Genomic DNA, 11,752 nt, shown 5'->3' with positions numbered 1-11,752 from the left:
CTATGGCCTGCAAGGCCTCGTGGGTATTGGCGGCCTGGATCTGTTCGTCAAATACAACCTCAACGAGCTGTTCAAGGACGGCCGCGGCCCCCAAGCCCAGACGCTCAGCTTCGGCGTGACGTTTGGGGGAATGTAAGCTCAGCTTCCATTCGTAGTAACTCATAAGAAAAGCCCCCAGATACGTCTGGGGGCTTTTTTACGCGCATTGCATCTTAAGCAATTATTACCTCATACACAGTTTTTATCCTTAACTAATGATTACAAGACGCTTTAGGCTAGCATCCAATTCTTAGCCGGGAGGTTGAGTTTCTCAAAGTGAAAGACTGAGTCACTAGCCCCCTTTGAGGCATTTCGGCGCTATCGCGCCTTATTCTCCTCATAGGGTAAACTATGTCTTTACAGCAAGCGTAAGGGAAAATATTGTACTATTTTTTCATCTAATTTTTCTATCCTAAAAACACATGAAAATACCCTTATCACTCACCAAATGGGGCGCGGCTGTGCTGCTGTTGGCGTCGCTGAGTAGCTGCGAGGACATCCTGGAGCAGTATTTCCCCAAGCCCACCCCAACACCCCCTACCATCCCCACCTTTCCACCCTTAGGTCAGGACATCACCTTCTATGCCCTATCGGGCGGGACCCGGCTGGATGCTTACTCCACGGCTAACCCCGGCACACGCTCGGCTTCTGTCGGCATCACCGGCTTAGGCAGTGGCGAAACACTCTTAGCCATTGATTTCCGTCCTGCCACCGGCCAGCTCTACGGGATTAGCACTGCCAGCCGACTGTACGTGATCAACCAGAACACAGGCGCGGCCCGCGCTATCGGCGCCGGGGCCTTTACCCCAGCACTGGGGGGCAATCTGGTGGGCTTTGACTTCAACCCCACCGTGGACCGTATTCGGGTGGTGACTAGCACGGGCCAGAACCTTCGCCTCAACCCCGAGACGGGCGCTGTGGTCGGCACCGATGGAGCTATCAATGGCGCCGAGGGCGCTAGCCTCACCGCCGTGGCCTACACCAATAATGCAGTCAATGCCGAGAATACGGCACTCTATGCCATTGATGCTATTGCCCAGCAACTCTATTTGGTCAATCCACCCAATGAGGGGACGCTCGTGCCCGTGGGCAGTCTGAACCTGAATATTAGCGGGAATGGAGGCTTCGATATTGATGCCAGAACAGGTACAGCCTTGGGCCTGTACCCGGTGAATGGTAATCCCACCCTCTTCGCGGTGGATCTGACGACCGGCACGGCTCGACCCTTGGCCCAGTATGCTGCTACCTCAGGCTATTCAGGCATCGCCATTCCTACGCGACCCGTTATATATGTAGCTGGTTATGTGGCACTTCCAAGAGCAGCAGGTGATCTTAATCAGCTGTTCATTGTTGACCCTACTAGGGCTGCCCGCTATAGAACAGCAGTTATTACCGGCTTAGGGTCCAATGCTCTTAGAGACATCGACTTCCGGCCCGCTACAGGCCAGCTCTATGCCCTAACGGTTGACAACGGCCCCAATATCACTCGCCTGTATACGATTGATCTGGGTACCTTTGCGGCGACGCTCGTGACCACCTTCAGTATTCCCGTGGGTAGCAAGATGGACTTCAACCCCGTTGCAGATCAGCTGAGCATCGTCAACAGCGAGGGCCGAAAAGTACGGGTAAACCCTGTAGATGGGACAGTAGTAGAAGATGGACGCCTCACTCCCAGCCCTAGCCCCCAGATTATTTCTGATGTGGCCTACACTAACAGCACAGTAGGAGCTACCTCCACCAACTTATATGCTGTGGGCATCGACCGAAGCAACTCTGTAAATAAGCTCTACTTACAGAATACCCCCAATGCGGAGATACTTACCGAGGTGGGACCTTTGGGAATTCCTTCGACGAGTTTAGTTACCGGCCTCGACATCGGCGGTACGACCAACACGGGCTACGGTTACGGCTTCAACAGTAGGAATAGCAAAAGCTTATACACCATTGATTTAGCAACGGGCAGAGCCACTGAACTGACTATTTTTGGGATCTTTGATCCGCAAACAGTTGGCTTAGCTGTTGCGCCAGGCTTTTAAGCTTTACCACTTTTTCTGATGTATCTGACTTCGTCAACAGAAAAGCCCCGGCTCATGAGCCGGGGCTTTTCTGTTGTTCAACGATGATGGTTATAAAATCTTCAACCCTCGGTACCGAACGACGGGCTCAGGCATTTTCCTTCGGCTCCGGCCCGCGAAACACGTCCGTACCCGACACGGGGGGCAATTTTACCGGCCGGCCTTCGCGGGCCGATTGGTAGATGGCCTCCATAATGCGCTGGTCCTGCAAACCTTCCTCGCCGGGCGTGTGGGGCGGCTTGTCTTCCAGCACACAGGTGGAAAAGTGGTCCATCTCAGCCGCGAATTGATTTTTAGGGCTGATCGTAATTTGGTTCTGCATTTTGGCCGGGCCTTCCGCGTGGGAGGTTTGCAGCTGCTGGCCAGTGTAGGCGTAGGCATTGTTCAGGTGCATCCAGCCCCGCTCACTGTTCACGCGGTAGAAGCGCGAGTCGTGAGTGTTGTAGTGGGTGATGCAGTCCACCAAAATGCCCCCGGAAAGCGCATCTGCCACGACATTACCTCTTCTACTTCTTTAAACAGCGGGTTGCCGGGCGTGCTGTGAGAGTAAGCGAAAACCTCGGTCGGCTCGGTGCCGAGCAGGAAGCGCGAGGTGTTCAGGCAGTACAAGCCAATATCGGGCAGGGCGCCGCCACCGGCCAGGGCTTTTTTGTGGCGCCAATGGTCGGGGTTGGCCGAGCTTTGGCTATTCTGGGCCTGAATGTATTTGGTCTTACCCCATTTCTCTTTCCGCACCATGTCGCGCACCAGGCGGTTGTAGGGCTCGTACTGAATACGGTAGGCTATCATCAGCTTACGGTTGGCTTTTTTGCAGGCCGCAATCATGGCCTCGCACTCGGCGGCGGAGTTGGCCATGGGCTTTTCGCAGAGAATATGCTTGCCCGCCTGCGCCCCCCGAATGGTGTACTCGGCATGCATGGAGTTAGGCAGCACGATATAGATGACCTGCACCTCGGCATTGTCCTTGAGCTTATCATAGTCTTCGTAGCTGTAGCAGCTTTCGGGTTTGATGCCGTATTGCTTGGCTACTTTCTGCAGCTTCTCAGGCGAGCCGCTAACTAAGGCCACGGGCTTAGATTTTTGCATTCCCCAAAAGCGGGCAACAGCTCTTCCAGCGTAAGATGGCCCAGACCTACCAGCGCATAGCCCACCCGCTGGTCGGGGGCAAAGGCGTCGGCGTGGGCCCCGACTGCTGGTCTACATCAGACTTCCAGGCTTCCAGCTCAATGGGCTTATCCACGGCCGCGGGCACCTGCGCCGGCGGCGACACTGCCTCGGAAGAAGGTACTTTCTGGCCATTCGGAGCTGTATAAACCGTAGCAGCAATTACCTCTGATGCCGGCGTGCCGGTGGTGGGCGTAGTCGCGCCTGCCACCGCGCCCGCCTTATCCTGGCAGCCGGCGAAGGTGCTGGCGGCCACTCCTACGGCCAGGCTCCGCCCTGCCATAGTTAAGAACTCTTTGCGTGATACTTCCTGGCTGGCCTGGCGCAGCACACTAGTTAGTAAGCTGTTCGTAAGTGACATAACGCAATGACGAAGAGAATGAAATAGTAAAATAAAGCATGGTACGAAGTGCAGAATATCTCTACGGGAGTTTGGGCATGAATAGCTAACGAAGCTAAAGTTGGCATGAGCTGGCCTTGCCCGCAAACCAGCCACCAAATTTGATAAAAACCTCGGCTCACGAGCCTTGTCCTTACCCAAAACTCAGAAGCCCTCCCGACCGTGCGGCCGGGAGGGCTTTGTTGAGCGGTTGCCTGGCTGGTGTACTGCTTGTCAAGCAGGGTTAGCTGTAAACAGCGCCTTGGCGCTACCCCCAGGAAGCCGAAAATAGATTTGGAAGGATAAGGTGGCGTATGCCAGGGTCTTCTGACTAATGAACTCTACATAAAACTCTGGCCTCAGCAACCTACCTGTACATCCTTTGTAGCAGGACAAGCCTCAGCGCTACAATTCCCGATGAAAGTTATCCAGCAAAATCGCCGCTGAAATAGCCACGTTCAAGCTCTCCGCGCCCCCAGCCCCCGGAATATATAATCGCTGCGTGAGACGCTCCAGCACCTCCGGCCGCGGGCCATGCGACTCGCTGCCCATGATGAGCACGCCCGACGGGCGCAGGGTGAGGCGGTGCACATTGTCGCCTTCGAGGTGGGCACCGTAGCGGGGCAGGCTGGGGGGCAAATTGTCGAGCCACGGGGGCAAATCGCGCTGCCAGACGGGCACGCGGGCGAAGGAGCCCATGGTGGCGGCCACGGTTTTGGGGGCCCACGGGTCGGCGCAGGTATCGGAGCACACCACGCCTTGCAGGCCATACCAGTCGGCCAGACGAATAAGCGTGCCCATATTGCCGGGGTCGCGCACCTGGTCCAAGGCAAGCAGTAAGCTGGCAGTGGGGGGCAAAAGTGGCGGCTCGGCTGGCAAGTGGGCAATAGCCAGCGCCGTGGTGTTGGTGGCGAGCGTACCGAGGCGGGTCAGCTCCTCTTCGGTTACCAGTTCGAAAGGCACCGAGGCGGGGAGCGGCGGAATTCTGGCGGCATACTCAGCCGTCAGAAATACGCGCTCCGTGGTCAGGGCCGAGGCTAGCAGCTCCAGCACGCTTTTGCCGCCCTCCACCAGAAACAACCCCAACCGCTTGCGGTATTTCTTTTGTTTGAGCTGTTCTACGCGGGTTTTTAACGCCTTGCTGACCATAGGAAACGGTGCTGATGCCGGTTATTTTGCGGGGCCTTGCTCTGTCGCTCATGCCGCGCTACAAAGCTAACGAAGGCACTCTGACCTTTTAGCCCAATCCAGCGGCCGAAGTTAGCAAGGGCAGATAGAGTGACTACCGCACCACTGAAAAAGCAATGTACTGGCCCTGTTATAGGTATTCAAAAAAGCCCCCCAATCAATCAACTGGGGGGCTTTTTTCAGGGAAAAGCACTCTTATTTTACTTCAGCGCGCCTTTCAGGTCAGCGGTGGCAACGCCCTGCGCCTGCTTGGCTTCGGGCACCACGGCCGCCATGCCAAAAAATTCGTGGGTAGTACCTTCGTAGAGCTTATAATTAACTTTTACGCCGGCTGCCGTGAGCTTATCAGCCAGCATTTTGCCCTCGCTCGTCAGCGGGTCATACTCGGCGGCGATGATGGTAGTGGGCGGCAAGCCCTTCAGGTTCGCGGCTACCAGGTTGATGCGTGGGTCCTTGCCATCGGCGGGGCTGCGCAGGTAGTTTTGGAAGAACCACGCCATACCTGCTTTATTAAGGGGAGCAGTTTCGGTATTCTGCTGATAAGAAGGCGTGTTCATATTGTAGCCGGCAATAGGATACACCAACAGCTGATGCTTAGGCAGGGCCACGCCTTTGTCGCGGGCCATCATACTTACGGCGGCGGCCAGGCCGCCGCCGGCGCTTTCGCCCGCCACGGCCACTTTCTGGGGGTCGCCTTTAATGCTGGCCGCATTTTTCAGCACCCACTGATAAGCGGCAAATGAATCGTCGTGGGCCGTCGGAAACTTATGCTCCGGCCCTTTGCGATACTCCACCGACACCACCACGGCCCCGGTTTGCTCCGCCAACGCTTGGGCGGAAGCATGATAGGTGTCGATGGTGGCAATGACCCAGCCGCCCCCGTGGTAATAGACAATCACCGGATAGGGGGCCGTGCCGCCTTTGGGCGTATAAATCCGCGCCTTCACGCCGGGCATCAGGGTTTGGCTGGCCGTATCTACCTGCATGGGCGGCGGCGTGATGTTGCTCGCCTGCATCTGCTTCATGGCGGCATCGGCGGGGCTCGGCTGCTTACGCGCCTCCACAGCTGTTAATTCTGGTAGCGGCTTATTGTTGAAACTCATCAACTGCTCAATAACAGCGTGCATCTCGGGCTTCAAATTTGGGCCCCACGTTGGTTTGGGCCCTTTGGGCTTCACTTCACCGGTAGAACTGGTAGCGGTGCTGTCGGCCGCCATGGTTTGCGCGTCTGTCTCAGTGGTTTGGGGCTTGGTATCACAGCTGCTTACTAGCAGACAACTCGCCAAGGCAGGGGTTAGCAGCCCGGCAAGAGCTGATGAGCGAAAGAAAGAATTGGTCATACAAGGGGGGTAAGGTGTAAATTGTGCAGACTGATGACGCACTTACGAATAGTTGAGCTAGCAAGTTGGAAAGCCCTGCAAATGAGCTCGAATGCCTTTCTTTTGCCTTAAAATCTATCTTTCTAATAGCGCTCCACGATCAGACCAAAACCAGAAGAGGTGCTGATCAAAGACCAGCACCTCTTCTCCTATTCCAATTGTGTTTGCTCCTTACTGGAAAGCCGTACGCAACTGAGCCGCCGCAAAGTTCTGCGCCTCTTCGGCTTTAGGCACCACGGCGTAGGTCCCAAAGAACTCATGGGTCGTGCCCGGATACAGCTGATAGTTCACCGCTACTCCAGCACCCAGAAGCTTGTCGCGCAGCTGCTGGCCTTCGGTCTGCAACGGATCAATCTCGGCGGCAATGATAGTAACGCCAGGTAAGCCCCGCAGGTCGGCCACATCCACGAGCGAAATCAGCGGCGTATCGCCATCGGCGGGGGTGCGGAAATAGTTGCTGACGAAGTATTGCACGTTGGGCCGGTTCAAGGGTACCGCGTTGGCATACTGGTTATAAGAGGGCGTATTCAGGTCGTTGTTGGCTACGGGATACACTGACAAGATGTGCGTAGGTAGGGCCAGGCCCCGGTCGCGAGCCAATAGGGCTGTGGTCACAGCCATGTTGCCGCCGGCACTTTCCCCGGCTACAGCTACTTTGGCGGGGTTGCCGCCAATGCTAGCCGCATTTTCTTTTACCCACTTATACGCGGCGTATGCGTCCTCGTGGGCGGCCGGAAATTTGTTCTCCGGGGCCAGACGATAATCGACGGATACGACAATGGCGCGGGCCTTTTCCGAGATGGCTTTGGCCGAGGGCTCATATACATCTAAGCTGCCAATGACCCAGCCGCCGCCGTGGTAGTACACGACCACCGGCAACTGGCCGGAAGCGTTTTTGGGCTTATAAATGCGCACCAGAATACCATCAGGAGCCGACTGGGGCGTAATACCGGCCGGCAACACGCGCTGGCTAATATCTACCTGAGGCGCCCGGGGCGGCACGTTATTTTTCTTGAGTAAGTCCTGGACGGCATCCGTGATGCTCGGCGTCATGCGGGCCTGCCGGGGCGAAAGCGTAGGTAGGGGCGGCGTTTGGTAGCTCTGAAATTGCTCAATAACGGCCAGCATCTGCGGGTCGATGGTGGGCGCAAAAGCGGGCGCCGGGCCTTTGGGTTGAATCAGCACGCGCGGATTCGGAAAGCTAATGCCCCCTTCGTCTTCGCAGGAAGTAAGGGGAGCGGCGGCTAGGCAAAACGCGGCGAGCAGGTAGCGCACGCGGGTCGTCCTCATGCGTAAGGGAGTGAAGAAAAGCTTGTTCATAGGTAGGTGGATTGAAGGAAAATGGATAGGTTACGCGGCCCTTCCTCTCGTGCGGGATGGGCTGTCACTAACGGTACGTCCTCATCCTTGATGGCTGCCACGGGGAAAGTAAAAAGCCGTACTTCCTCGCCATAAATACGTATTTATGGCCGACAAATCCGTACTCCTCTGGTCATGATTTCTCGCTAAGATCTAGCTAGTCAGCCACCTACAGGTTTGGCGACCGGAGCCGAGCTTACAGTTGCTCGCTGTCAATCACGAACGCCTCCAACCGAGCTTCCAATGACGGTGCGTCCGTACCTTCTGCCTGTTCGGGTAGGTGCTTCACCAACTCAGCGAATTGGGCCGCCGCCAAACGATGGCCCGCCATGCCCCACTGCGGATACGTGCGCCGGGGGCGAGGTACGCGAGCAATTACGGTCACGTCGTAGTGCCGGGTATCGTGCTCGATACGCTCATACAGGCTTTCAACCTCAGCCTGCTCACCCTCTAACACCTGGGCAAAACTACCCTCGCCATAAAACAGGATGCCGGTAATGTCGTGAGCAGCATTATAAACGCGGGCATGGGTCACAAGGGCGCGCAGTTCCGGGTAGCTCATCGGCGTCACGGCCCTACTCACATACGTTAGTTGATAAAGCATAAAGCCCCCTAGCACAACAGGTTTTGCTGCGACCACGACAAGCAGACGCTAACAAATAAAAGATACGAAAATGCCGCCATTTTGTCGAGAGTAACCGCCTGATAGTCGGTCGATTGGCCAGGCGCTATAAGCAACAACTAGCGCACTCGGATTATCCTGGTTGCTGGCATCGGATTTGCCCCCCGCCAATTCGACTTTTTTTACCTTTTCCATCTCGCATCCCTTTCATGAAAAAACGCTCCTCACTTATCTTATCTCTGGCCTTGGCCGAGGGCCCTCGCTAGCTGCGGCGACAAGAACACCAATCCTCAACCTACGAACCAGACGGCCAGCGAGCGGCTCATGGCCAAGACCTGGATGGTTACCGCCGCCACGGCAAAGGAAGGCAGCCAGCCAGTCAGGGACGTTTACACCAGTCAGGATGCGTGTCTGAAAGACAACTTGTATAAGTTTCAGGCCAGCAATGCCTTCGTTCTGGACGAAGGCAAAACCAAGTGCGACAACGCCAGCCCCCAATCGCTGACGGGCAAATGGGCCCTGTCCAACAACGACCAGATACTGTCGGGCACGATTACCTTCTCCCCCGCCCCCGGCTTTGACTTCGATATTGAGTTGACAGGCACGATTGAGGAACTGAACGCAACCCAGCTCATCCTCGTCGATTCGGAAACGGATAATGGCACAACGACCGTAACCCGCACCACCTTCACAGCTCAGTAAGAACATAGCATACTGCCACTAGAAAGCCGCTCTCCTACCGGAAGCGGCTTTTTTCGTGGCCAGCCCAGCGTATCGGAACCGGGTAGCACGATGTACCAAAACCGAACGGCTTAAGAAGGAAATGTTATTTCATAGCAACTAAGAATTTGATTAAAAGTGAGTTACATAACTGGTATCATCTTTTTGAAGAGGTAGGGAAGATCTGCTTGAGGCCAAGGTCCAAACGCCGCGCTCTTCCCTGCTGACCCGAAATCAATGAGGCTGCCCTCGCACTTCACTCGTCATTCCTCTCGCACTTGTGCTCCTGGCAGGACGTGGACAAATAAAAGCGGGGTTTTCTGTAACGTCTCACACTTTGGTCGGTATTCCCGGCAGACGCGCCTGCCTAGCTCTTTTCTTCTGGGGTCTTAGTGGCTAATGGTAAAGACATCAGCTACTTCAAATAACCTTCTAGTAAGGGGTTAGCCGGTTCGTGGGGGGCAAATTATGGAGATGCACAGATCTTACGAATTTATTCGTACCCCGGTGCATCCTCTTCTCACAACACCTGTCTTTTGCCTTGTAATCAACTACCTAAGCAAGCAGTTAATCCTCATGCCGGGACCCAACGCAGGAACAGGGCCTTGACTGGCGGCGCCCCAACAAAAGGCGACTCCAAAAAATGGAATGGCGTACCTCCCGTGACAATTCGATCCAGCTGTTGGGATAAGCTAGCAGCACGCGACGGCTGGAGTGACGCTGGGCGTTCTTCACGGAACGGCCCTCTATTATTCTCAATTTGAATGCATTGAAGCGCTAACTGCTTTTCCCATGAAGGTCAATGTTAATCAACCTCCACCAGCAGAGGAAAACCTGACGCGGCAGCCCACTGACGAGTCGCCGGCGCCTCGTCCCCCTATGAAACGCCTGCTGGTGAAAGACCAGCATAAGCTGTTTTTCATCAAGGTAGACGATATTCTCTACTTCGATGCCGACGGCAGCTACATCACGCTGCATACGCTTCAGCGCACCTACGTGCTATATGAAAGCCTTACGCAGCTATCCCAACGGCTTGATCCGGAGAACTTTACGCGCATCCACCGCTCTTATCTTATTAATCTAAATTATGTGGAAGAGCTGGAGGGCTATTTCAACGGGGAATACCTGGTTAAGCTTACAGGCGGCCACATCTTAAAATGGACCCGCTTCTACCGCGATAATGCGAAGGCTTTTATCAGCAAAAACAGCTAGCGATGGACCTGCTTGGGAAACGCAGTCCACCAATAAAATCAAACCAGTTTATTGAGAACAACGCTCTCTGAGCCAAGGGCTTAGCTTGGGGCAGTTGAGGCAGGGAGCTGCAACTCCCTGGCAGGCTGGAAATTTAGTGCGTGAGTTTCAAGCGTGCTCCAGCTGAACAACCATTTTCCAACTGGTGGCCTCGCCGCGTACAGACTGCCTTTTACACCTTAAGAAAGCGCTGAATAATTGCCTGAACGGCCTGACCCTGACGGTCAGGCCGTTTTTGTGTGCCATAAAGCTGCTTGCCAGCGCTTGACTTCCACTTCTATCTGGCGGCTATACGGGCAGCTTACAATGAGAATCGGGCACCTTACAGAATAAGGATTGAAGCAGGCACCCGAAAGTGAGTGTATAGGGGCGGATTTCGGCCAGGGGCACCATGGGGGTGTTGGCGGCGCTGAGCCACTCGCTTCTATGGTCACTACCTCGCATTGGCAACTGTTTATGGAAGCCACAACAGCCACCTTCCAGCAGTTTCGCCTCCTCACCTCTCCTATCAGCCAGTGGGCTCGCTGGTGCGTCTACGGGCTTCTTGGGGGCTTTTTTTGCTTCCTTGCCACCCGGTATACGCCACCGACATCCCCCCGGATACGGAGGTTTTCCTCGATTCGCCCTTCCACTTCAAGGAGGCCAGCCAGCAGCAGGTTTCCATTGCGTACAAAGCGCAAAGCAACCTGCTCGTCATTCCGGTTTATCTCAACGGCAGGGGGCCGTTCAATTTTTGCTTGATACCGGCATCGCCACATCCACCATCACCAACCCCAAACTCAAAAAACAACTGGGTGTGCAGGCAACCAAACCGTGCAGCTTACTGGGGGTAGGCAAGAAAGCCCCCATGCTGGCTTACAGAACGAACTCCGTACGGGTGGAGTTTGCGGGCATTGAAGCGCCGGCCATCTCCTTCCTCCTGGTGACAAAACAGGCTCTGGCGTTCGAGGCGCTGACGGGAGTACCGATTGACGGCATTATGGGCTATGATCTGTTTCGCAGTTTTATCGTAACAATACACCCCACGCTGAGTAAAATCACGTTTACTGATCCCACCCGTCCGCGACCCACGAGAGACAGTAGCTGGAGTAGTTTACCCATGGAGCTGGATGATTCCAAACCCTACATTACAACCAGCATTGCCGTAACGGGCTCCCAAACGCTACCCTTACGACTGATGCTGGATACGGGCGCCGGCCATGCTCTCTTGCTGGAAACCGCCTCCGACCCGCGCCTGTCCTTGCCTCCTGATCGGCTGCGTGCAGACCTGGGTTATGGCTTCAGCGGCCTCATTCAGGGCTATCTGGGGCACATAGCGATGCTGCAGCTGGGTGCCTATCAGCTACGCTCCCTGCTGACGGCTTTCCCCGACGCCCATAATCTGGTTGACCGCGTGACGGTGTCCCGCAGCGGGACGCTCGGCTTTGAGGTGCTGCAGCGCTTTGATATCGTAATTGACTACCCCCATAATCAGCTGCTGCTGCGGCCCAATAGTGAGCACCAGGAATCTTTTTAGGGCAGAAATTAAGGACAGTTCTCCGCTTTTATACGCTTGTGCCAGGTCGGGGCGCTTTAC

11 protein-coding genes are annotated in these 11,752 nt (G+C 55.4%); 4 read left to right on the top strand and 7 right to left on the bottom strand.

The features are described from left to right. Positions 1 to 461 precede the first annotated feature (461 nt). Positions 462 to 2,075 carry a DUF4394 domain-containing protein gene (locus MKZ35_RS06135; RefSeq protein ID WP_482512351.1) on the top strand — a complete coding sequence of 538 codons (1,614 nt, stop codon included), beginning with the start codon at positions 462 to 464 and terminating at the stop codon, positions 2,073 to 2,075. Positions 2,076 to 2,202: 127 nt separating this feature from the next. On the opposite strand, the gene MKZ35_RS06130 is transcribed toward MKZ35_RS06135, so the two are convergent. The 7 genes from MKZ35_RS06130 to MKZ35_RS06100 all read right to left on the bottom strand — a co-directional run bounded on the left by MKZ35_RS06130 (position 2,203) and on the right by MKZ35_RS06100 (position 8,187). Continuing rightward, a complete protein-coding gene (locus MKZ35_RS06130) occupies positions 2,203 to 2,577 on the bottom strand; it encodes a Gfo/Idh/MocA family oxidoreductase (RefSeq protein ID WP_482512352.1) in 375 nt (124 codons plus the stop codon). Beyond that, positions 2,526 to 3,200: a Gfo/Idh/MocA family protein gene (locus tag MKZ35_RS06125; protein ID WP_482512350.1), complete on the bottom strand. Its 675-nt coding sequence runs from the start codon at positions 3,198 to 3,200 to the stop codon at positions 2,526 to 2,528. Before MKZ35_RS06125 ends, MKZ35_RS06130 begins: the two co-directional genes overlap by 52 nt. Before the next feature lie 46 nt (positions 3,201 to 3,246). Beyond that, positions 3,247 to 3,639 carry a hypothetical protein gene (locus tag MKZ35_RS06120; RefSeq protein WP_482512349.1) on the bottom strand — a complete coding sequence of 131 codons (393 nt, stop codon included), beginning with the start codon at positions 3,637 to 3,639 and terminating at the stop codon, positions 3,247 to 3,249. A gap of 423 nt (positions 3,640 to 4,062) precedes the next feature. Beyond that, positions 4,063 to 4,806 carry a TrmH family RNA methyltransferase gene (locus MKZ35_RS06115; RefSeq protein WP_482512348.1) on the bottom strand — a complete coding sequence of 248 codons (744 nt, stop codon included), beginning with the start codon at positions 4,804 to 4,806 and terminating at the stop codon, positions 4,063 to 4,065. A gap of 239 nt (positions 4,807 to 5,045) precedes the next feature. Beyond that, positions 5,046 to 6,185 (bottom strand): alpha/beta hydrolase, encoded by a 1,140-nt coding sequence (locus MKZ35_RS06110; protein ID WP_482512347.1) that lies wholly within the window; start codon positions 6,183 to 6,185, stop codon positions 5,046 to 5,048. Between the two features lie 210 nt (positions 6,186 to 6,395). After that, on the bottom strand, positions 6,396 to 7,514 hold the full coding sequence (locus MKZ35_RS06105) for an alpha/beta hydrolase (protein ID WP_482512346.1): 1,119 nt from the start codon (positions 7,512 to 7,514) through the stop codon (positions 6,396 to 6,398). Between the two features lie 265 nt (positions 7,515 to 7,779). Further along, the gene (locus tag MKZ35_RS06100; protein WP_482512345.1) at positions 7,780 to 8,187 is read right to left on the bottom strand and encodes a BLUF domain-containing protein; all 408 of its coding nucleotides are present in this window, start codon (positions 8,185 to 8,187) and stop codon (positions 7,780 to 7,782) included. 342 nt (positions 8,188 to 8,529) lie between these two features. Here MKZ35_RS06100 and MKZ35_RS06095 point away from each other — a divergent pair, with 342 nt between their 5' ends. From MKZ35_RS06095 to MKZ35_RS06085, 3 genes are all read left to right on the top strand, one after another. Further along, positions 8,530 to 8,907 carry a lipocalin family protein gene (locus tag MKZ35_RS06095; RefSeq protein WP_482512344.1) on the top strand — a complete coding sequence of 126 codons (378 nt, stop codon included), beginning with the start codon at positions 8,530 to 8,532 and terminating at the stop codon, positions 8,905 to 8,907. Positions 8,908 to 9,717: 810 nt separating this feature from the next. Next, on the top strand, positions 9,718 to 10,137 hold the full coding sequence (locus MKZ35_RS06090) for a LytR/AlgR family response regulator transcription factor (protein WP_482512343.1): 420 nt from the start codon (positions 9,718 to 9,720) through the stop codon (positions 10,135 to 10,137). 772 nt (positions 10,138 to 10,909) lie between these two features. After that, positions 10,910 to 11,692, top strand: a complete 783-nt coding sequence (locus tag MKZ35_RS06085; RefSeq protein WP_482512342.1) for a hypothetical protein — start codon at positions 10,910 to 10,912, stop codon at positions 11,690 to 11,692. Positions 11,693 to 11,752: the final 60 nt, after the last annotated feature.

The sequence above is a fragment of the Hymenobacter sp. R533113 genome, assembly GCF_056835965.1.
The sequence above is the reverse complement of the archived record's forward strand: the minus strand, read 5'-3'. Positions and strand labels throughout refer to the sequence as shown.